The sequence below is a fragment of the Massilia aurea genome (assembly GCF_040790145.1).
Taxonomy (GTDB): domain Bacteria; phylum Pseudomonadota; class Gammaproteobacteria; order Burkholderiales; family Burkholderiaceae_D; genus Telluria; species Telluria aurea_C.
Genome location: NZ_JBFMMP010000001.1, coordinates 109,388 through 131,480, shown reverse-complemented (window position 1 = coordinate 131,480; position 22,093 = coordinate 109,388). Strand labels below are relative to the sequence as shown.

The 22,093-nt window shown below is 61.2% G+C and carries 17 protein-coding genes; 11 read left to right on the top strand and 6 right to left on the bottom strand.

Annotated features, from left to right (window positions below; translation table 11 throughout):
- Positions 1 to 38: 38 nt before the first annotated feature.
- From AB2N08_RS00560 to AB2N08_RS00540, 5 genes are all read left to right on the top strand, one after another.
- Positions 39 to 2,075, top strand: coding sequence for a methyl-accepting chemotaxis protein (locus AB2N08_RS00560; protein WP_367608683.1), 2,037 nt, complete (start codon positions 39 to 41; stop codon positions 2,073 to 2,075).
- Positions 2,076 to 2,163: 88 nt separating this feature from the next.
- Positions 2,164 to 3,282, top strand: coding sequence for a threonine aldolase family protein (locus tag AB2N08_RS00555; RefSeq protein WP_367608682.1), 1,119 nt, complete (start codon positions 2,164 to 2,166; stop codon positions 3,280 to 3,282).
- A gap of 42 nt (positions 3,283 to 3,324) precedes the next feature.
- A complete protein-coding gene (gene thyA, locus AB2N08_RS00550) occupies positions 3,325 to 4,119 on the top strand; it encodes a thymidylate synthase (RefSeq protein WP_367608681.1) in 795 nt (264 codons plus the stop codon).
- Positions 4,120 to 4,184: 65 nt separating this feature from the next.
- Positions 4,185 to 5,651 (top strand): Atrophin-1 multi-domain protein, encoded by a 1,467-nt coding sequence (locus AB2N08_RS00545; RefSeq protein WP_367608680.1) that lies wholly within the window; start codon positions 4,185 to 4,187, stop codon positions 5,649 to 5,651.
- 180 nt (positions 5,652 to 5,831) lie between these two features.
- On the top strand, positions 5,832 to 6,731 hold the full coding sequence (locus tag AB2N08_RS00540) for a rhamnan synthesis F family protein (protein WP_367608679.1): 900 nt from the start codon (positions 5,832 to 5,834) through the stop codon (positions 6,729 to 6,731).
- Positions 6,732 to 6,748: 17 nt separating this feature from the next.
- Here AB2N08_RS00540 and AB2N08_RS00535 read toward each other — a convergent pair whose 3' ends face one another.
- Positions 6,749 to 7,513, bottom strand: a complete 765-nt coding sequence (locus tag AB2N08_RS00535; RefSeq protein WP_367608678.1) for a hypothetical protein — start codon at positions 7,511 to 7,513, stop codon at positions 6,749 to 6,751.
- Between the two features lie 754 nt (positions 7,514 to 8,267).
- On the opposite strand from AB2N08_RS00535, the gene AB2N08_RS00530 reads away from it, so the two are divergent.
- The 6 genes from AB2N08_RS00530 (at position 8,268) to AB2N08_RS00505 (ending at position 15,519) form a co-directional block, all read left to right on the top strand.
- Positions 8,268 to 9,884, top strand: a complete 1,617-nt coding sequence (locus AB2N08_RS00530) for an Atrophin-1 multi-domain protein (protein WP_367608677.1) — start codon at positions 8,268 to 8,270, stop codon at positions 9,882 to 9,884.
- Positions 9,885 to 10,018: 134 nt separating this feature from the next.
- Entirely contained in the window at positions 10,019 to 10,555 is a 537-nt protein-coding gene (locus tag AB2N08_RS00525; protein ID WP_367608676.1) for a serine O-acetyltransferase, read from the top strand.
- Between the two features lie 322 nt (positions 10,556 to 10,877).
- Positions 10,878 to 12,002, top strand: a complete 1,125-nt coding sequence (locus AB2N08_RS00520) for a glycosyltransferase family 2 protein (protein WP_367608675.1) — start codon at positions 10,878 to 10,880, stop codon at positions 12,000 to 12,002.
- Complete coding sequence (locus AB2N08_RS00515; protein WP_367608674.1) at positions 11,989 to 13,173, top strand: WecB/TagA/CpsF family glycosyltransferase; 1,185 nt, start codon at positions 11,989 to 11,991, stop codon at positions 13,171 to 13,173. Before AB2N08_RS00520 ends, AB2N08_RS00515 begins: the two co-directional genes overlap by 14 nt.
- Positions 13,174 to 13,180: 7 nt before the next feature.
- Positions 13,181 to 14,224: a glycosyltransferase family 4 protein gene (locus tag AB2N08_RS00510; RefSeq protein WP_367608673.1), complete on the top strand. Its 1,044-nt coding sequence runs from the start codon at positions 13,181 to 13,183 to the stop codon at positions 14,222 to 14,224.
- A 191-nt stretch (positions 14,225 to 14,415) separates the two neighbouring features.
- On the top strand, positions 14,416 to 15,519 hold the full coding sequence (locus AB2N08_RS00505) for an acyltransferase family protein (RefSeq protein WP_367608672.1): 1,104 nt from the start codon (positions 14,416 to 14,418) through the stop codon (positions 15,517 to 15,519).
- Here the strand turns inward: AB2N08_RS00505 and AB2N08_RS00500 are convergent.
- From AB2N08_RS00500 to AB2N08_RS00480, 5 genes are all read right to left on the bottom strand, one after another.
- Positions 15,509 to 16,711, bottom strand: a complete 1,203-nt coding sequence (locus AB2N08_RS00500) for a glycosyltransferase (protein ID WP_367608671.1) — start codon at positions 16,709 to 16,711, stop codon at positions 15,509 to 15,511. The genes AB2N08_RS00505 and AB2N08_RS00500 overlap by 11 nt on opposite strands.
- A 41-nt stretch (positions 16,712 to 16,752) precedes the next feature.
- Entirely contained in the window at positions 16,753 to 18,618 is a 1,866-nt protein-coding gene (locus AB2N08_RS00495) for an acyltransferase family protein (protein WP_367608670.1), read from the bottom strand.
- Between the two features lie 45 nt (positions 18,619 to 18,663).
- A complete protein-coding gene (locus AB2N08_RS00490) occupies positions 18,664 to 19,974 on the bottom strand; it encodes an O-antigen ligase family protein (RefSeq protein ID WP_367608669.1) in 1,311 nt (436 codons plus the stop codon).
- A gap of 97 nt (positions 19,975 to 20,071) precedes the next feature.
- Entirely contained in the window at positions 20,072 to 21,145 is a 1,074-nt protein-coding gene (locus tag AB2N08_RS00485) for a glycosyltransferase family 2 protein (protein ID WP_367608668.1), read from the bottom strand.
- Positions 21,132 to 22,091 (bottom strand): beta-1,6-N-acetylglucosaminyltransferase, encoded by a 960-nt coding sequence (locus AB2N08_RS00480; protein ID WP_367608667.1) that lies wholly within the window; start codon positions 22,089 to 22,091, stop codon positions 21,132 to 21,134. Before AB2N08_RS00480 ends, AB2N08_RS00485 begins: the two co-directional genes overlap by 14 nt.
- Positions 22,092 to 22,093: the final 2 nt, after the last annotated feature.

The window sequence follows — 22,093 nt, the reverse complement described above, 5'->3', positions numbered from 1 at the left end:
TGATCGCGGGTTATATCACCTAACCTTCCTCACTTTTCATGAGCAACCACAAATTTAGTTTATCCAGCTGGAATGTTGGCACGCGTATCAGCGCCGTGACGTTCGCTCTGGCCGGCATCATCATTGCCGTCCTGATCGGCACGATCACGATGTCAACCTCGAGCATGCTGGAAAAGCGCGCAATCCAGAGCGTGAGCAGCGAGCTGCATGGCGTCGCCAGCACCGTCGAACTGTTCAACAAGACGGTGTCCAGCCAGGCGGTCAGCTTCGGCCGCATCTTCAGCTCGAGCCTGCAAGGCGAATACGCGCTCGATGAGACCACCATGGTCGACATCGGCGGGCGCCAGGTGCCGACCCTGAGCGTGGCCGGCAAGGCGCTCAACCTCGACTTCGGCGTGCCGGACAGCTTCACCGAACGCACCGGCGCCAATGCCACCGTATTCGCCGTCGCCGGCGAGGATTTCGTGCGCGTGACCACGTCGGTCAAGAAGGAAAACGGCGAGCGCGCCGTCGGCACGGCGCTGGACAAGGCCTCGCCTGCCTACGCGGCGCTGCGCGCCGGTCGCACCTACGTCGGCCTGGCCGCGCTGTTCGGCAAGCAGTTCATCACCCAGTACGAACCGGTGCGCAACAGCGCCGGCAAGGTCGTCGGGGCCCTGTACGTGGGCGTGGACATCAGCAAGGACATCGCCTTCCTCAAGGAGCGCATCAACGCGATCAAGGTCGGCGACACCGGTTACTTCTTCGTGCTGTCGGCCGTGCCGGGCAAGACCTACGGCGAACTGCTGGTGCACCCGACCAGCGAGGGCAAGAATATCCTCGAGAGCAAATCGGCTGATGGCCACGAGTTCATCAAGGAGATGCTGGAGAACAAGGAAGGCACGATCCGCTACGACTGGCAAAATCCGGGCGAATCGGCCTCGCGTGAAAAGTTCGCCGCCTATACGCACATGAAAGAGTGGAACTGGATCATCGCCGGCGGCACCTACGCCGACGAAATCACTGCGGCCGCCACCGAACTGCGCAACCGCTTCATCCTGTTCGGCATCGCAGCGCTGGCCGTGCTGGCCACCCTGCTGTACCTGCTGGTGCGCTCGAGCGTGACGCGCCCATTGGCCGCAGTCGAAGCCGTGGCCCGCCGCATCGCCGGCGGCGACCTGACCGCCAGGAGCGCGCCGCGCAACAACGATGAAATCGGTCGCCTGACGGTTGCCATCAACGAGATCGGCGAGAGCCTGTCGGGCGTGGTCGGCAAAGTGCGCGACGGCGCCGAGCACATCGCCGCCGCCTCGCAGCAAATCTCGACCGGCAACCTGGACCTGTGCAGCCGCACCGAAGAACAGGCGGCCAGCCTGGCCACGACTGCGTCGTCGATGGACGAACTGACCACGACCGTACGCCAGAATGCCGACAATGCGCGCCAGGCCAATGAATTTGCCCGCAGCGCATCGAGCGTGGCGCAGAAAGGCGGCGACACAGTCTCGCAGGTCGTCTCGCGCATGGATTCGATCACGAACGCCTCGCGCAAGATTTCGGAAATCACGAGCGTGATCGACGGCATCGCCTTCCAGACCAATATCCTGGCCCTGAACGCGGCCGTGGAAGCGGCGCGCGCCGGCGAGCAGGGTCGCGGCTTTGCGGTCGTGGCGTCCGAGGTGCGCAACCTGGCGCAGCGCAGCGCGGCGGCGGCCAAGGAAATCAAGGGCCTGATCGACGCATCGAACCAGGAAGTCGATGCCGGCAGCGCACTGGTGGCGCAAGCCGGCAGCACGATGCAGGAAGTGCTCTCCAGCGTGCAGCGCGTGACCGATATCATGGCCGAGATCAGCAACGCCAGCCAGGAACAGACCCAGGGCATCGAGGAAGTCAACCGCGCCGTGGTCGAGATGGACACGACGACCCAGCAAAACGCCGCGCTGGTCGAAGAAGCCAGCGCCGCAGCGCAGGCGATGCACGAGCAGGCCGACGCGCTGGCCCGCTCGGTGCGCAGCTTCCGCCTGTCCGAAGACGATCCTGCCGTCGGTGTTGATGCCCCCGCATCGACCCCGCGCCGTCCGGCACTGACCCACGGCTGATCGCGCCCGCGCCCGGCCATCCGGCCGGGCGCTCCCTTGGTTCGACCGCAGCGGTGTACAGTAGCGTTCCCGTCCCTCGGAGAGCGCCTTGTCAGAACCCGCCCTGCAACGTCACTGCCACACCATCTTCCCCGGCCATCGCCAGCGCCGTCCTGCGGAGCAATTCGCCGCGATGGCCGCCTGGTGCGAGCAGCACGACATCGATCACGATGTCTATGGCAATGGCGAGCTGATCCAATCATTCGAAGCCAAGGTCGCCGCGACGCTCGGCTTCGAGGCCGCCGTGTTTTGCGTGAGCGGCACGATGGCGCAGGTGACGGCGCTGCGCCTGGCCTCTGCCGACCGGGCCAGCCGCCTCGTCGCCCTGCACCCGACCTCGCACATCTTCGTGCACGAACGCGCCAACTACCAACTGCTTGACCACTTCCAGGCGCTGCCCGTTGGCGACCGGCACCGGCCCTGGACGGCCGCCGATCTGCTGGCCGTGCCTGACCGCCTGGGCGCCGTCGGCATGGAGATTCCGATGCGCGAGATCGGCGGCCAGCTCTCGACCTGGGACGAACTCGACGCGATCAAGCGCGGCTGCCGCGAGCGCGGCATCCACCTGCACATGGACGGCGCCCGCCTGTGGGAAGCGGCGGCTGGCTATGGCCGCAGCCCGGCGCAGATCGCCGCCGGATTCGACTCGGTATATGTCTCGCTGTACAAGGGTATCGGCGGCCTGGGTGGCGCCATGCTGGCCGGCAGCCGCGAGTTCGTGGCGCGCTGCGCCGAGTGGTTCCGGCGCCAGGGCGGCAACGTCATTCACCGCTCGCCATATGTGGTGGCCGCCGCCATGGAGTTCGACGCACGCCTGGGCGCCATGCCCGACTACTTCAAGCGCACGCAATTTCTGTACGCCGCGCTGCGTGCGCATCCGGCGATCCGCGTCAATCCGGCAGCGCCCCAGGCGAACATGCTCCACTTGCATTTGCCGGTGGACCGCGACAGCGCTCTGGCGATCCGCGACACACTCGCGCGCGAGGACGGCATCTGGCTGTTCAACCGGGCCGGCCATGGCGCCCTGCCCGCGACGAGCATCGTTGAAATCTACGTCGGCGACAACCTGCTGGCGATGCCCGACGACGCGCTGCGCCTCGCGCTGCAGCGTTTTGCCGACCGCCTGGCCGAGCCGACCGGCGCCGGCAGCCACCGCCACACCGAATGATAGAATGACGGGGTGTCATACCGTACCTACCACAGACCCGCAATGCGCCAATATCTCGAATTCATGCGCCATGTTCAACAGCATGGCGCCACCAAGACCGACCGCACCGGCACCGGCACCCTCTCGGTGTTCGGCTACCAGATGCGTTTCAATCTGCAGGACGGCTTCCCGCTCCTGACCACGAAGAAAGTGCACCTGAAGTCGATCATCCATGAACTGATCTGGTTCCTGCAGGGCTCGACCAACATCGCCTATCTGAAAGAGAACGGCGTGTCGATTTGGGACGAATGGGCCGACGCCGACGGCAATCTGGGACCGGTGTACGGTTACCAGTGGCGCAACTGGCCGACCCCGACGGGCGAACATATCGACCAGATCGCACAGGTGCTCGAACAGATCCGGACCACGCCCGATTCGCGCCGCATGATTGTCTCGGCCTGGAACGTGGCCGACGTGCCGTCGATGAAACTGCCGCCCTGCCACGCGCTGTTCCAGTTCTACGTGGCCGATGGCAAGCTGTCGTGCCAGCTGTACCAGCGCAGCGCCGACATCTTCCTGGGCGTGCCATTCAATATCGCCTCGTACGCGATCCTGACCCACATGATGGCGCAGCAGGCGGGCCTGGAAGTCGGTGACTTCATCTGGACCGGCGGCGACTGCCATTTGTACGCCAATCACATGGAGCAGGTCGACCTGCAACTGTCGCGCGAGATGCGCGCCTTGCCGCAGCTGATCATCAAGCGCAAGCCGGATTCGCTGTTCGATTACCGGTTCGACGATTTCGAGATCACGGGATACGATCCGCATCCGGGGATCAAGGCGCCGGTGGCCGTTTGATCTGCACGGGTGCCTGGCGACGCGCCTGGGGCGGCAATCCTTGACCCAACACTGAAGGGATCGACATGACACCCGCATCAAGCACGTTGACCCTGCGCATCCTGCTCGCCCTCGTCAGCACGGGGCTGGCAGCGGTCGGCATCTGCGCCGACCGGCCGGCCAAGCCGTCGCAGACGGCGGCCGCCGGCACGAACACCGTTGGCCACTTTCTGCGGCCCTATGCGGCCAGCTCGTTGTGGAATGCACGTCCGGTCAAGCCGGTGTTCGGCACGTTCGAGGTGCCAAAGTCCAGCTACTTCCCCACCGTTGCCTCGGGCGGTTACTCCACCGGCGTCTTCCTCGCCGCCGCCACGGACCCGCCCGTGACCGTCATCGGTTCCCGCTCCACCGACACCAAGACGGTGGGCGTGGCCGATCCCGACAACGGTGCGAGCCGCTTGATCACGATCCCCCGCTGGCCTGCCGGCGTCCTGCCTGCCGTGGGCACGGACGGCCATGCCGATATCATCGACCCCATCACGAAGACGATCCATTCATTCTGGTATCTCAGAAACGTGGATGGTCAGTGGAAGGCGGCGATGTATTCGTGGAGCAAATTGAACGGCACAGGCTGGGGCGACCCGGCGCACCATTACCAGGGCGCGCGCGCGGTCGGCGTCCCGCCGACGGCTGGCCTGATACGCAAGCACGAAATCAGGGATGGCCAGGCGATCTATCCCCACGCGCTGGCCATGTCGCTGACCTTCAACGCCCTGGCCAACGGCAAGAGCAGCCCCGCCTACGTGTTCCCGGCAACCGCAGCCGATAATGACGCATCGGCCAATACCGGCGCCATCCCGCAAGGCGCGTTGATGATGCTGCCCCCTGACTTTGACGGCAGCGCGATCGTCAATCCCGACCTCAAGAAGATCGTCGAGACGCTCAAGGTGTACGGCGCCTACGTCGTTGACCGTAACACTGGCACCCCGTTCGTCATCTATGTCGAAAACGATGCCGGATTCAAGCTGATGCCAAAGGGCTGGGACAACACGATCGCCGGCCAGCTCGACCAGATCCGTGCCGGCCTGCGCCAGGTGGTATCGGCGCAGGACTGGATCGGCGCTGATGGCAAATCCGTCTCGGCCTCCGTCAAGGCGCAGAAGAAGGGCAACATCCTGTCGATGCGCGGCCCGTGGCAACGACAATCCGGCACGGCGTCTGCGAACTACGACCAGGCCACGCAGAGCCTGGTCTTCGATGCGGCCACGACCAAATCCGTGCAGATCAATGACGCAAACACGGGGCTCACCCGAGTAAATTGGGCGGTGCCGGCGCCAGGGACTGACATGACATTCACGGTGGCCGCCACTGGCGGCGCGACCCTGCGCGTGCACGTGCTGTCCAACAAGCGCCTGGTGCAAGAGAGCAAGGATCTGGCGGACGGACAGTCGCTACGGTTCAGCTGGCCTGCTGACGCCAGGCTGACTTTGGTCGCGACCAGCGGCACGGGTGGCCCATCCTCGGTGAAAGCGCATCTCGCACCATCACCGTGATATCGCACGTGGCTTGAAGCAAGCAACCGCGCCAGGAGCGTGGCTTTCTGCCAAAGAGTTTTCCGGATAAGTTAATTTTTAGCTAAAAGTCGACTACTATATTTACGCACGTTAAAAATTACGTGGGTCAGGCGGCTTGACCTGAATTTCGAGAAATCCGGACAACAAAGCGGTGTCGATATGCAGCTGAATCCATGCGTGGAAAGCGAACTTCCCACTGTTGCGCCGGCAGCCCACAGCGTGACCGGACTTTCCATGAATTGGGATTTTATTCCTGATAACGTGCCTTGGTGGCGGCCGTGCGAAGTGATCAAGCGCATTGTGTTCGATAGTCAACTGCAGCCTGACTACGAAGTAATCACGGCGGTCACGGCGAAGCCGGATTGGGTGATCTACTTCATCTTTGCGCCTTCGGGTGTACTCACCAAGGCGCATGTCTTTTCCCTGTCACGGCTACGGGATTCAGGCGTCGCGCTGTGCGTGATTGTCGCTACCAGCGACAGATCGAACATGCCGCAAGAGCTTTCCGCTTACGCAGATGCGCTGTACTGGAAGGCCCTGAATGGATTTGACTTTTCCGCATACCGATTGGGGCTAAGCGAAATCAGTCAAAAATCCGAGCATGCGAATGTCCTGGTGATGAACGATTCCGTACTGGGACCATTTACTGGAACCAGAGCAATGATCGAAACGGCCAAGTGGGATTTGACGGGCTTTACTGCATCGTCAGAACTGGAAAACCATATTCAGTCCTACGCATTTGTACTCAAAGATTTCACCAGAAGGAAGATGCTGGCGCTGACCCCGGTGCTCTTTCCAGTAATCAGCTTGAACAATATGCGGCATGTCGTTCGAACCCAGGAAACGCGTTTCGCAAGGGTGGCAGCGAGGCATATGTCCGTAGGCGCGCACTGGTATGGCAAGGTCGAAATATCAGGCAACCCCTCCCTCTACAAGCCCATGGAACTGGTTGCCGCGGGATTCCCGTTCCTGAAGCGCTCGCTATTCGGCGTGAATTCCCATCTCCATTCACGCGATGCACTGCATGCGTTCCTGGCGAGCCAAGGGCATCCCTGGTGATGATGCCGGCACCCGGCTCAGAGCCATAAACCAGGCGCCACTTTTCTTGCAATCATGCGCAGCTTCTCCTTTGCCTTGTAGCTGGTGCTACGATAATTGGCATTGGAATACCCTGAATACCCATCGATAATCGGTTGCACGCGAAAGCGCGGCACGATCTGGGCACCCGGATTGTTCAATTCATTCTTCATGATCTCGAAGAACGTCTTTTCCAGCACGAACGATTTGGAAAACTCGCCCCTGAAATAGCGGTCATACGCGTCACGACGAAATGCAAAGGTACGCAACTCCATCCAGAGGTTGCCCCCTAAAGACTCCCCGATCAACGGCACGTCTCTAAGGTCGCAATACACCTCGTAATCCGCCGGCGCTGACAGGATCAGTTGTTCGATATTCAGTATCTTCAACCTTCCCGTCACCTTCCAGATATGGTCGTCCATCCCGATGACCTCACTGGCCAACAGGCCTTCATCGAACATCCGGAACTCGCCATATCCCTTGCCTTTCGATGGCGGATAGTCCGAGCTGACGCTGATGAATTCGACGTTCTTGTATGACTTGCGCTGCAAGGCGTTCTTCAGCGGCGCGAGATCGGTATCGGAGTTTTCAAGGAACACGATGCGATCCACCACGTCCGGCGCCACCGACTCGTAATACTTCAGTGCTTCGATATAGTCGTTCATCCGGATTGCTGGATCCATCCGCGTTGAACCTGGCATGTCCTTCGATGGCGTAATCGTCGCCGACATGAGGATCACATTGGGCTTTTTTAGCTTCGACATAGTATTCCGTCTTGTTTAACTGGATGGCATCCGAATGGATTCTGGCACTGCAGGCCAACACATTGGTCCAGCCTGTATTCGTGCCGGACGAAGACCGTTCGCCGTGTTGCCCGATGAGTAAGGATAAATCATCTGGGCAGGCGCTTGGGTTATTTTATTGCATTTTTTGAACGATTGAGCAGCGTGCATGAAAGTACATTTCAGCCGTGCGCAAGATACTTCAAATATTTCTATGAATTAATATTCATTGCGGTTTAGCGCATATCGTTTATATATTGAAATATATCAACGACCACCAGATGTAAGTACATTCCGGTGCGGTCGCATGAAGTCTTCGACAACTTTGCATGATTCCTATTCGATTTGTCGAAATGAAAAGCCAAGCGTTGAACGTCGAGCCTTACAGAATGAACAAATCATTTCACGCCGATAACTAATAGAAATATTGGTTTATTAACGGCAATAGAAATGTCGTCAATGTTCTGTCGCAAAATTCCCAAAGTTCCCTTAAAAAATCTTTTTTTCCGTGTGGAATCTATTGCTGTGCCGTAAGATTACGTTATTCCACAGGCCTAAATTGAAGAGCCTGAAGCCGCATCCACGAATACCGAACCTTACGACCCCCAATATGACACTCTCACTAAACACCACGACCCGATGGGTCCTTTCAACTCTGGTACTTACAACGCTCGCAGCATGCGGCGGTGGCGGTGACAGCATCACTGACACTGATTCCGCGACTGCAGCGCGTTCCGTGTCCGCGTTTACCCCGGCCGCCACGCCTGCCACCGAGACAACCAAGCCTGCGGCTACCAAGCCTGCGACCGCTACGGAGAGCTCGCCCGCAGTCGCGACGCCGCAAGTGACTGCGCCTGCCGTCAGCCCAGCGCCAACGCCAACGCCAACGATCACACCGCCTGTGACCGCAGTCGTCACGCCGACAATCACCCCCGATCCCGTCGTCGCACCCACCCCGGCCACGCCAGCCACGTCGACCTCGACGCCGACCAACGCTGCCAATACGGGCGCCAGCGTCTATGGCACCTTCCTGCGTCCCTACGCGGCTGACTCGTTATGGAATTCGCGTCCGGTCAATCCGGTGTTTGGCACCTACGTCATTCCGAAGTCCAGCTACTTCCCGACCGTTGCATCGGGCGGTTATTCGACCGGCGTGTTCCTCGCGTCCCCCACTGACGGGCCGGTCACCGTCATCGGCTCCAGCTCCACCGATACCAACACGGTCGGCGTGGCGGACCCGGACAACGGCGGCAGCCGTATCATCACCATCCCCCGTTGGCCTGCAGGCGTCCTGCCGGCCCTGGGTACCGATGGCCATGCCGATATCGTCGACCCGGTCACGAACACGATCCATTCGTTCTGGTATCTCAGGAACGTCAATGGTCAATGGAAAGCGGCCATGTATTCGTGGGCCAAGTTGTCCGGCACGGGCTGGGGCGATCCCGCGCACTACTACCAGGGCGCCCGCGCGGTCGGCATCCCGCCGACTGCCGGGCTGATCCGCAAGCACGAAGTCAAGGATGGTCAGGCCACCTACCCGCACGCGCTTGCCATGTCGCTGGCCCACAACGGCCTGGCCAACGGCGTCAGCAGCCCCGCTTATGTGTTTCCGGCGACATCGGCCGACAATTCGGCATCCGCCAACACCGGCGCCATTCCGCAAGGCGCATTGCTGATGCTGCCGCAAAGTTTCGACAGCAGCGCGATCGTCAATCCCGATCTGAAGAAGATCGTCGAGACCCTCAAGACGTACGGCGCCTATGTCGTCGATCGCAACACCGGTACGCCATTCGTGATTTATGTCGAAAACGATTCCGGCTTCAGCCTGATGCCAAAAGGCTGGGACAACACGATCGCCGGCCAGCTCGACCAGATCCGTGGCGGCCTGCGCCAGGTGGTCTCGGCCCAGACTTGGGTCGACGGCAACGGCAACTCCGCAGCTGCCGCTATCCAGGCGCAAAAGAACATGAACATCTTGTCGGTGCGCGGCGGCTGGTATCGGCAGTCGGGGACGGCCACGGCGAAATTCAATTCTGACCTGCAAAGCCTGGAGTTTGAAGGCGCAACCAAGAAGACGATCTACTCGAACGCCAATAACACGGGCCTGACCCGCGTGAAGTGGGCGATTCCTGCCGCCGGCACCTATGTCAAATACACCGTTACCGCCACTGGCGGCGCGACGCTGCGACTGCACGTATCGGCAACCGGCACGCAGACGTTCAATACCGGCGATTTGGGGAATGGGCAGTCGGTGCGCTTCCTGTGGCCAGCCAATGCGATGGTCACGCTGATCGCTACCAGCGGCGCCAGCGGCGCGTCATCGGTCAAAGCGGAGCTTGTCCCGTCGACTTGATCGCGGCGCAGTAGCCGTCACTAAAAGCCGCGCCCTCAGCGCGGCTTTTTTTTCGTGGTTACGCTTCGCAAGAATTTCGTGAGCGAAAAAATTCGTTACACTACGCCCTTGCGGAATCTTACCTCGAGGACATAATGCAGGATAGGCACGATTGGGACTGCGATCTGGCACGGTATGGCTTGCGGCGCCCGTTCCTCAGCGAGCAGTCAATCTGGGCTGTCTGGTTGTATCGACGTGGGCGTCGTCTTGACTTGCGCCCGGACGGCCTGGGCAAAAAATGCCTCATGAAACTGTATTGGCTGGCTTTCCGCCTGATCGAGACATTCACTGGCGTCAGCCTTCCCAAGGCCGCCACCATCGGTCCTGGCTTGCGTATTTGGCATTTCGGAAATATCTTCATTCACCCCGACACGATCATCGGCGCGAACTGCACCGTGCGCCAGGGGGTGACGATCGGAAACCGCTACGTCGACGGTCCGGTGCCTGTGCTGGGTGACAATGTCGAACTCGGCGCCTACGCGCAAATTCTGGGTGGCATCAAGATCGGCAACAATTGCCGCATCGGCGCCATGTCGGTCGTGTTACACGATATGCCAGATGGAAGTACGGCAGTGGGGTCGCCGGCACGTGTGATTAACATTCCCAAGGCGCAGCCCAAGCCTGTCGACTAGCTTCCTCAAAAGCAGCCAGACGCGACGGCGGCTCCTTGGGGCCCCGGTGCAACCCTCACCCATAAATCACTAAAAGAAAAGTTTTCGCATAACTTATCGCTAAGCAGAAATTGCGTTTATTATATTGATCGAGGTCACTAGGACATCGACGTGCTGACCAGCAACATTGGTTGGCGTGACCATTCCCCAAGGGTCAGGCAGGCAGATCTGCACCCAACGCTTCGCGCATTCGCGTCGCTCGACTCCAGGAAGGATCAACTTGATATCTGCCCTTTCGACCGCTTTGCTAGTGGTACTTTGCATCGTGTCCGTACCAGTATTGGTGCTGCTGGCACAGGTGCTGCTGGCGCTGTTCCCCGTGCGGGCCGCCGCTGCGCTGCCCCGTTCGCGTCCACGCACTGCCATATTGATACCGGCCCACAATGAAGAAGCGGGCCTGCTGGCAACGCTGGCCAGCCTCCAGCCGCAGCTCGCCCCGGGCGACCGCATCCTGGTGGTTGCCGACAATTGCCGCGACCGGACCGCCGACGTCGCCCGCATGGCCGGCGTTGACGTGATCGAACGCCACCATGACCAATTGCGCGGCAAGGGATACGCGCTGGACTTCGGCGTCCAGGCGCTCGCGGCCACACCGCCTGACGTGGTGGTAATTGTCGATGCCGACTGTATCGTTGCCGACGGCGCCATCGCGCGCCTCGCAGGCCTGGCTGCGCAACACCATCGTCCCGTGCAGGCGCTGTACCTGATGCACTCACCGGCCGGGGCCAGCGCACTGAAGAAGATTGCCGAATTTGCCTGGATCGTGAAGAACAAGGTCCGGCCGCTTGGCTGGTTCCGCCTCCACTGGCCATGCCAGCTGATGGGCACCGGCATGGCCTTTCCCTGGCAGACAATCAGTGCCGCGCGCCTGGCCACTGGCCATATCGTCGAGGACATGAAGCTCGGGGCAGACCTGGCAGTCGCTGGCAGCGCGCCCATGTTTTGCCCTCATGCGCTGGTCCACAGTGTTTTCCCGACCAGCAACGAGGGCGTGCAGAGCCAGCGTACGCGCTGGGAGCATGGCCATCTGAGCATGATCACCAGCCTGGCGCCCGCCACCTTGTTCGCCGGGGTTCGCCGCGCCAGCGCCAGTCTGTTTGCCTTCGGTCTCGATCTGTGCGTACCGCCGCTGGCCTTGCTGGTTCTTCTGGTGTGTTCGCTGGCTGGCCTGGGCGTGTTGCTTGCCCTGTTTGGCGGCCCGATTGCGCCGCTGGTGGTCGCCCTGCTGGCGGGGGCAATGCTCGGCGCGGCCATCCTGCTTGCATGGTCGCGCCACGGGCGCGCAGTGCTGAGCGGCAAGGAACTCGGATTGGCCGTCGTCTATGTCTTGGCGAAAATACCGCTGTATTTCCGCTTTCTGTTCCAGCGTCAAGTTGCCTGGGTGAGGTCCAAACGTGATAGCGAATAATCTTCAAGCGGCGCCGTCCGCCAGCGATCCTGTCGCGACCGACTTCACGCGCCGCGTGTATTGCGTGCTCGGCTTGCCGTTCGATGCGATCGATACCGGGCAAACCGTGCAGCTGTTGCTGGCGCGCGCGCGCGATGGCGAGCGCTGCTTCTTCTCGACGCCCAACCTGAATTTCTTGATCGCCAGCGGGCAGGATCCGGCGTTTCGCGACTCCGTGATGCGCTCCTCCCTGTCATTGGCGGACGGAATGCCCGTGATCTGGCTGGCCCGGTTGCTCGGCTTGCCGTTCACCGAACGGGTTGCCGGCTCCACCGTTTTCGAACAACTGCGCGCGCAACGCACCACGCCACTCAAGGTGTATTTCTTCGGTGGACCGGACGGCGTGGCGCAGCAGGCAGCCGATGCCCTGAACGCCGATCAGGGGGGCATGCGCTGCGTGGGCGCGTACTCGCCTGGTTTCGGCACGCTGGCAGAGATGAGCACGCCCGCCGTGATCGAGCAGATCAATGCCAGCGATGCCGACCTGCTGGTGGTGGCGCTGGGCGCCAAGCGCGGCCAGGCCTGGATCGAACACAACCTGGACGCGCTGCAGACACCGTTGATCAGCCATCTGGGCGCGGTGGTCAATTTCGTTGCCGGCACCGTCAGCCGCGCGCCCGCCGGCGTGGGCCGGTTTGGCCTGGAATGGTTATGGCGGATCAAAGAAGAACCGGCCTTGTGGCGGCGCTACTGGAGCGACGGCGTAGCGCTGCTGCGCCTGCTTACCACCCGGGCCCTGCCCGGGGCGCTGGCTGCCCGCAAAGCCCGGGCCGCCACGGCGCCGCCAGTACTCCACGAACGGGACGATGGCCGGCACTATGCCCTGACACTGGGCGGCGCGTGGCACGATGCTGGGCTGGCAGAACTGCGCGCGGCATTGGCGCGCGCGACCGGACAGCGGCGCCACATCCGCCTCGAGTTGCTGGCCGATTGCAGCCTCGACAGTGCAGCGCTGGGCCTGCTGCTGCTGCTGTACGGCCACCAGAGCAAGGTCGGCGCACCGCTGAGTGTGCAGGCGCAGGGCGCTGAAGCGCGGCGCGCCATGCGTTTGCAGAATGTTAAATTTTTGCTCGAGGGACTCGATGGCGTAGCGACGCCGTCAACCGCCCCAGGGCTCATGACACCAAGATAAGAACAGCATGGATTGGATTGTATTGTCGCCGTTCGTCAAGACCACGGAACCCGGCTGGTTGATGCCTTTCATCGATGCCCGGCATCACCGCACCCATCAGATTCCCGCCCTCTACGAGCATGACCGTTCACGCGCCGTATCGTCGGGACGCCAGTGGCTCGATTACCTGCGCCACGGCTGGCAAGGCTTTGTGCAGACATTCGGCAAGCGCCCGACCGGCATCGTCACCACGTTCCCGCAACTGGCGGTAATCGTCGCGCTATTGAAGCGTCTCAGCGGGCGCAAGAACCTGCCATTGATCGCCTGGTGCTTTAACCTGGCCCAGCCTTACGGCGGCATCAAGGGGAAACTGGCGCGCTTCTGCCTGCCGGCGGTGGATGTGTTCGTGGTGCACTCGCGCGCCGAGATCGACATCTACAGCAACTGGTTGCAACTGCCGCGCGAACGCTTCGTGTTCGTGCCGCTGAGCGCCGAATTGCCGGCCGGCGAGACCTGGGCCGAGCATTCGGATGAGCCTTACATCGTTGCGCTCGGTACGGCCAACCGCGACTATGCGCTTCTGGCCGAAGCTGCAGGCCAGCTAGGCTACAAGACCATCATTGTGGCCGGCCCACACGCCACCGCCCACATCGATCCGCCGCCCTGCGTGAGCTTCCGCTCCGGCCTGTCGCTGGCGCAATGCCACCAGTTGGCGCTGGGTTCGCGAATCAACGTGATTCCGATCGCCGACATCGACGCGCCATCGGGCCAGGTGACGGTGATCGAATCGATGATGCGCGGCGTGCCGCTTGTGGCCACCGCCTGCGCCGGCACCAATGACTATATCGCCGACGGCGTCGACGGCATCCTCGTTGCACCCGGAGACGTGCCGGCCATGGTCAGCGCACTGCGCGCGGTCTGGGACGACGCCGCACTGCGCCAGACATTATCGCAACGCGCGCGCCAGGCTTCGCTCGACAAGTTCAGCTTCCCAGCTGCCGCCGCCAGCCTGACGGATCTGATGAATCAGCTGGCCGGCAAGCAGGCTGGCGCGAATCGCCGGCCATCCTGAATGGCGCGGTCGAGGAACACTGCGAAGAGCGCCCATAGTGCGTTAGTGGTGTCGCGTCCAGGACAATCTCGACTAACCAATTATATAATTAATGGTTTTTACCGAAGGTATGTTATAGAATAATTGTAAATACGGTGCGCACATAAAAACAATCCGGATCGAATCTTTCCCGTGCCAAAAGGAGATCCTGATTGAATAATGTTCGCGCCAAGACGCATATCTTCAGTACGCTCGACGGCATCCGCGGCATTGCGGCGCTGCTCGTGCTCGTGCGGCACGTACCATTTTTCGGTGGCTTGGACTTTCAACAAAGCTACCTGGCCGTCGATCTTTTTTTTATCCTGAGCGGCGTTGTCATCTCAAACGCGTATCAAGAACGTTTGAAACGCGATCTCTCGCCAGTCCAGTTCGTATGGATGCGTATCGTACGGATCTATCCCCTGTATTTGCTCGGCTGCGCGGTCACTGGCGTCTATTGGATCGCGATGGATATATCGCCGGTTGGACATGCCGTCGTGATCGCGATCTCCGCACTATTCCTGATACCAAATGTCTCCGGGCAGAATAGTCCGTTTCCGCTCAATGGGCCCGCCTGGTCGCTGTTTTCGGAAATGCTGGCAAATATCGTGTATGCCTTTTCCTTGCGCTGGCTGAACCGCAGTGTCTTGCTGGCGATAGCGAGCGTGGCCGCGCTGTGGATCACGCTCGTTCTGTATTGGAATGGCAGCCTCAATTTCGGCTATGACGCCAGAGATATTGTGCCGGGTCTGTGCCGGGTCGCTTATTCTTTTTCGGCCGGCATCCTGATCTGGAGGTTGTTTTGCGCACGTGGATTGCAGCGCCATAGCAAGATGACTGGCGCGAGATTCGTCCCGTGGATAATCCTCGTGATTGTCGCCCTGCTCCTGAGCGCCTCGCCCCATCGCACGATGCAGGCGATATTCGACTTCGTCTGCGTGACAGCGATCTTCCCTGCCCTGATTCTCGTTGCGATGATCTTCAATCCCGGCCATGCGAGCGCGCCGATTTTCAAGTTTCTCGGGCTGATATCGTATCCCGTCTACGTCCTGCACGTGCCGCTGGCGAAATGGATTCCGATCGTCCTGCGCGACAGCGGCGTGAATCTGAACAGCCAGCCCCTGTGGGTTGGCATCGGCTTTATCGCATTCTTGCTACCCCTGTGCTGGGTGCTGGATCGATACTACGATATGCCGATCCGGCGCCGCGCATTGGCGCTCGGCCTGCATGGTCTGGATAAGCTTGGTCGAGCCAGGGTCGTCACGGTTAGCAAGTGATGTTGAGCAAACGAGCCAGTTTTGCCGCTTCGGTGTCGACCGCGTGCCGCGCCAGGACGCGCTGGTAGCCGGCCTCCCCCATCGTCTCCAGTTGCTCGGGCGACGCGGCCAGACAGTCTTCCAGCACCTTGGCCAGCTCGGCGACATCGCCGGCCGGGAACAGCCAGCCCGTTTCACCGTGACGTACCAGTTCCGGAATGCCGGCGATATAGGTGGTCAGCACAGGACGGCGCAACGCCATCGCTTCCATCACCACCACCGGCAAGCCCTCGGCAAAGCTCGGGAGCACCATGGCGCGCGCCGACAGCATTTCCTCGCGCACCTGGTCACCATTGATCCAGCCGGTAATGCTGATGTGGTCCTCCAACGCGCACTCTTTGATCAGCGCTTCGATCGCGCCGCGCATCTCGCCGTCGCCGGCCAGCACGAGGTGGATCGGGATGCCCTTGGCCACCACTGCCTGCACGGCGCGCACGAGCAGCATCTGGCCCTTCTGCTCGCACAAGCGGCCAACGCAGACCAGCCGCGGCGCGGCCGGGATCCGGCGCACTGGGACCGCGTGAAAACCCGGATCGATCCCGCAATGAACGACTTGCACCTTCGGCCAGTCGGCGTAGGCCGCCCAGCGGAACAACTGGCTGCGGCCGAACGAGCTGACCGCGACCACAAAGGCAGAGCGCCTGATCTTTTCTGCAAGCCAGAGGCGTTCCGGCTTATCGAATTCTTCAGGGCCATGCACGGTGAAGCTGTACGCCGGGCCGCCCAGCATGCCGGCGAGCATCGCCACCTCGGCGGAATTGGTGCCGAAGTGGGCGTGCAAGTGGCGCGCGCCATGCTCGGCCATCCACGGCACAATCCGGCATGCTTCGGCCAGGTAGATCAGGTGCAGCGGTAGCGGTCGGTCTGAACGCAACCCGATCTTGCAGGCCAGCGCCAGCGCTTTCATGAAGCGGCCCGGCCGCTTCATGGCCATGCGCATCACAGCCAGGCCCATCGCCAGGGCGCCGTCCTGCAGCACATAGCGCGTGAGAGCGCGCTCGCGCACGTCTTCCTCGTCGCGCAGTTCGTCGCCCCAGCCGCGCATGGCGAGGCGCTGCACTTCATAGCCCTGGCGCTCGAGGGCCAGGATCTCGCGCCGGATGAAACTGTGGCTAATTTTAGGATACTGATTTACCAAATATGCAATCTTCATGTTTCTCTTTATCGATGCGGTGGCCAACGGCCTTCCATTGTTCAATTCTTGCGTATGGCGATCTGATCCGGCACGCCCACGATCGGCATGCCGACAACGGCGAGATCGGCGCCACGCGACGTGAGGTGATCGCGATCCAGGTATAGCGACGCGCCCCCTTCGTCGACGAGGCAGGTGACTGCGCCGCATAGTTTCCGGTACGGAGAAAAGTACGCGACTTCAAGGTCCAGGCGCTGGCGCATCAGCGTGTCGATCCGTTCACGGTCCGGACGCTTCAGATTCATGCTCAGCGGAATGCGGCCGATTTCCTGGTAGGCGAGGATCAGCGGCACCGGCACGATGTATTCGGGCACCGGACCGTAGACGATGATGGAGGCTTGCAGTGCTTTCAGCGCGCCGATGGAACGCTCGAAATCGGCAAGGTCGCCATCCTCCCAGCGGCCGGCCAGGATCACCTTGTGGACACGGGACGCATTGCGCGGATACCAATCGCGGTAGATGTAATCGACCAGGTCGGTGCAGCGTTTGGCGCCCCGGTTGCCCAGCAGCGGCCTGCAGCCAACGGCGGTTGCCTGCATCACGTTGACCGTTGCATATTGGCGCTTGAGCGCCTCGACGATATTGGCGGCATGGCTGTCGCCCATCACCAGTACATTCTTGCGGTCACTGCTCAATTGCAAGCACAGGTCCTGGCGGTAGAAGCGCAGCGAGTCCGATTGGTCCGTCAGGAAGCAGGTATTGCGATTGAAGTAGGAGGTATCGAGGTTGACGGCCGCATACGCGATCGCAGCCGGATTGCTTTGCCAAAGCCGCAGTCCGGCGAGGTTGGCGGAGGTGAACGCCATGGCGCACAGTACGGTCACCGCGCCGGTGCGCACGAACACTTTATTCCACCCGGCCTGCCCCGGAGCAACCCGATACCGCGCCTCCACGAAACGCCATAACACCCATGCCAGCACCACGCTGATCAGGAAGATGCCGATCTTGTATTTGGTGGTCAAGGTGAACACGAGAGACAGCAGGCAGATCGCCGGCCAGTGCACCAGGTACAGCGAGTAGGAAATCTTGCCGAACCATTGGGCCGGTGGCGTCTTGAGCACCCAACCGGCGAGGCTGCGGCTGTCGGCGCCCAGTATCAGCGCCACCGTCGCCATTACCGGCGGCAATGCGGAGAAGCCGGGAAACAGCAGTTTTTCGTCGTACAGGAAGATGGTCGCCAACAAGACCAGCATGCCTGTCTCGGCCAGCGCACGGCGCAAGGCCTGGGGCAGCCGATCACGCTGCACGAAAGAAGCGAGAGAGCCGACCAACAACTCCCAGGCCCGCAACCAGGGCATGTAGAACGCCTGGGGCTGATCGTGCACCACCACGTAGCCGCTCGCCAGCAGTGAGACCGCAAACAACACAGCGAAGAAACCCAGAGCGAATTTGCGGCCGCCCTGGCGCCACGCCAGCCAGAACAAGACCGGCATCACGAGATAAAACTGCTCCTCCACTGCCAGCGACCAGTAGTGCAAAGTCGGCTCGGTCAGGTTGACGGCGAAGTAATCGACCGTGAAGTAGAACCAGATATTCGAGTACGACAACAGACCGGCGAACAAGGAGCGCAGAAGCCGGTCGGACGTACTCGGCGGGAACATCAGGGAAAACACCAGTGCCGTGCCGAGCGTCACGACAAACAAGGCAGGCAGGATACGCAGCATGCGCCGTGCGTAGAATTCGCGGAACGAAAAACGCTTGCGCGCCAGGTCGACACCGATGATCGAGGTGATCAGATACCCCGATATGACAAAGAACGCATCGACGCCCACGAATCCACCTGGAACGCTGGCAACGTTCAGGTGGAACAGGAAGACTGCGAGTACAGCGAGCGCGCGGATACCATTTATCTCTGGGACGTATTTCATACGTGCTTACTCCAGTGAGATACAGTGAGATGCAGCGGACCCGGCTCACGCCGGCTTGGTCCGGGACTGCAGATTCACCAAGGCGCACGCGCCACCCACCGTGAACCAGAAGTACCAGTTGAATACCAGGTAACCAAACATATTGTCGGACAGCGACACGATCAGGTACTGCACCACGACTGCCATCAGCAGGAAACCGGACACCGCATCCATGCGCGCGAAGTGGCGGATGGTCAATAGCACACGCGCATAGAGCCACAGGTAGCACACCAAGCCGATCGCGCCCACATCGAACAGCTGCTCGACATACACATTGTGAGCACTCCATTTGGTGTCGCCGGCCATGTCGAAGAATGTCGACGAGAAGTATTCGAAGCCACCCAGCCCATACCCGTAGATGAGCCGCGCTGGCTCCATCCAGTGAATCGCCGATTCCCACAGCGTTACCCGCCAGGCGAAGGAATTGAGGCGGGCGTAGCGGCCAACTTCGTTGCCCTGGCTCAGATCCATGAGACGCTCGGACACTGAAGGAATGAGCACCGCCGCCAGTGGCAGAAGGAGCAAGTACAGCAGGTATTTGCGCTCGAACAGGAATGCATACAGCACGAATACCAGGAAACAGGCCAGCCAGGCACTGCGGGTCTGGGTCAGCAGCAACTGCCCCACCAGCACCGGCATATAGCAACAGATCACCACGCGCCCCGTTGACCCGATGGTCGACAGGCGGCTCTTGAGCTGATACAGACACAGCACCAGCATCAGCGTCAGGTAAAAGGCGAGTACATTGGCGTGAGAAAAGGTCGAGCGAAGCCGGAAGCCGCTGTCATGCATGTTCAACGCGACATCGACCAGCGAATACAGCGATGGAATCAACGACGACCAGACCACGATCCGCACGGCCTTGTTGAAATCCTCGACGGAGCGCACCATGTACACGGCAATGATGAAGATGGCGAAATTCGACAAAAAGCCCAGATACTGCTTGATGGCACTGGTCTTGTCGAACGAGATGATGACACCGACCCCCATCATCAGTACCAGCGGCGTCCAGTAACGCGCCAGCCTGCTCGGGAAACCTTGCGGCTTTTCCAGCACCATGATGCAGGCGATCATGATCACCACCAGGTTGATCAGACCGCCGATGCCCATGCGCGCGCCGCCGATCCCGAACTGCGTCGATTCCAGCGCCATGTCGCCGACCGATCGCAACAGCAAGATCAGCATCAACAACTTTTTATAGTCGTAGATCAGCAGCAAGCCAAACAACAGCAGGGCCGGCAAGGCGGCCAGGCGACCGAACTGCCCGCCCATGACGTCGACAAACCCGGGGATGACGGCGCCGATGAGCAGGCACATTACGGCGATCCCCGATACCGTCAACAGCGGCATTCCGAACGGGTTTCTCAACCAGGCACGCATTGTGTATGACCCATGAAAGAATTAGGGAACGTCATCACGCAAGTTCCGGGGCAACGCTGATCCGGCGCTTGCCAGGAAGGCGTCGCGACAGCCAGTAGCGCACGGCGCTACGTTCGTCGTTTTCAGGCACGTGGGCGCTGCGAAAACGGCCGTATCGCCAGAGCAGCGCCGCCTCGTTGCGGGTCGAAATCATCTTGCGGAAGCGCAGTTCGCGTTCCAGGTCCGGGGACGCCCCGAAACCGCGCCGCAGCGCTCCGGCCATGGTCTCGAATTCAGCATCGAAGTTCATCTGGCCGTCGACATCGAGCAGCAGGCCGCCGTGATTGCAAAACGGCGCCGGGTCGAACCATGGCAGGCCGTGCAGCGCGCAGAACGACCGTGTCAGGAAACGCGAGATGACGAGCGAGAGTGCAACCTGGTCCGCATACCTGGTTGCACTGACGTTGTTTCCGTGCAGGCGGTAGCGTATCAGGCGCTGCGGAACGTTGGCACAGCGGCCAAGGACGGCCAGCTGCCCGAACAGGAAGTAATCCTCGGCCAGGTTGCTGACCTCGATGCTCTGATGCGCGGGCAACACCTTCAGGAAGTCAGCGCCATAACGCACACCAAGACGCGTCAATGCATCGAAGCGCAGCATGGCGGTCGGGTGCGCCACCGGATTGCGAAACAGGCTGGCCGCGCTGACACGCGCCACGCCCACCGGCATGTCCATATTGCCAAGATGCTGGCCGGTCGTGTCGACGAGTTCGGCCTGGCCACCGATGGCCACGCAGTCGGGCAGCGCCTCGAATGCGGCCAGCGTCACCGCCATCCGGTCCGGCATGCATACATCGTCGGCATCGTGGCGCATGACATATTCGCAATCGGCGATCTCGAGGCCGCAGTTCAGCAAGCCCGACAAGCCCTGCGCCTGCGGGAAGCTGTGCACTTCGATGCGCGCGTCGCGCACATGGCAGGCCTCGGCCAATTCACGGCTGCCATCGGTCGAGCCGTGGTCGAGCACGAGCAGCCGCCAGTCGGTCACCGTCTGCGCACGCACACTGTCGATCGCCTCGGCCAAAAAATCCTTGCCGTTTTTCACCGGCAGCAAAATATCAATTTTGGCCATTACTTACCTTATGTTGAATCACATGTCTCCGATCATCCGTCCGCTGCTGGCGCCGCGCGGCCATGCCATCGATCGCGTCTAGCACAGGGCCTGACGCACTGGAGAACTTGCGCGCAAACAGCACCTCGCGCTTGTCGCCGGGCGCATTATTGCTCTCGGAGTCTCGAACGACCGGCCCTTCGAATTGCGGCAAGAAACTGGCATCGAGCATCTCCGGACCGGTTTTGCCGGGCGCCCAGTGCGTGAACGTCAGGCTATGGCTGATGTGTGAGCGGAAGCGCGAATTCCACAAAATGAACTGTAAGTAAAACTCGTCGGGACAGTCGACGAACTTGCAGAAACGGTAGAGAGCCGGCTGCCGTGAGGTGACGTCGAGCACGTGATGCACCGCCTCGCCGGTCAGGCACCACCACTGTGACCCGGTGACCGGTTCACCGCCTGCAAGCACCTTTTCATAGTTACGCTCGGGCAGGATCTTGTTGAGCACACGCTGCAGCGGCCAGCGCAGCCGCGCAAGGGGTTTGCCTTTGCGAATCCAGACGCGCGTGATTCTCTCCAGGCGCTTTTCGTACCGGACGTTTGGCAGTGCAAACACTTCGATGAACTCGGTGTCGCGATGGTTAGCCAGGAACGCTTCGATATAGGCCGGCGTTTGCACCGGGTAGCAGGCGCCGCTCAGCAGTACGAAACGGTCGAAGCCGCCCGGCGCCGCTGCTGCGCACCGCATCAATTCCAGCGTCGCATCGACGAGCGAGATGTCGCCCCAGCCGCAGTTGACACGACGCTCGCAGAACGTCACGGCCGACCCGAGTGATGCGAACGCGTTGATATCCGACTTGGCGTCGAGGTGCACAAAAAATGCCGCCCCTGGCGCTGCCAGACGCTGTACCAGCCGCTGGAGGTGCGCGGGATCGTTATGCGCCAAGATCAGATAGGCAATCCGCACGG